This window comes from Streptomyces sp. 7R007 (assembly GCF_054850255.1).
Window position 1 is genome coordinate 1 of sequence record NZ_JBTWMV010000183.1, and the last position, 350, is coordinate 350.

General features: G+C 69.4%; 1 protein-coding gene. It reads right to left on the reverse strand.

The features are described from left to right. The coding region (locus ACYF6T_RS44705) for an RICIN domain-containing protein (RefSeq protein ID WP_461703728.1) at nucleotides 1-350 on the reverse strand (350 nt) is incomplete at both ends.

Genomic DNA, 350 nt, shown 5'->3' on the forward strand with positions numbered 1-350 from the left:
TCGGGGTTGGTGCCCGACTGGGTCACGGGGACCACCTGGAAGCGCTGGGCGGCGGTGCCGTTGCAGGTGTACTGCACGAACTGCACGCTGTCGGCGATCGAGGCCCCGGGGTCGTCCAGGCACTTGCCGCTGTTGCGGTTGACGAAGTGGTAGGCACCGCCGCCCTCGTCGACGGGCAGCCACTGCTGGTTGGCGCCGCCGCCGTAACTCCACAGGTGGACCTGGGCGTTGTCGGCGGTGGAGACGTCGGCGACGTCCACGACCTGGTTGGTGTCGCCCGCGTTGTTGATGCGCACGTAGCCGTCACCGGTGGCCGTGAAGCTCCACCGCTGCGCGGTGGTGCCGTTGCA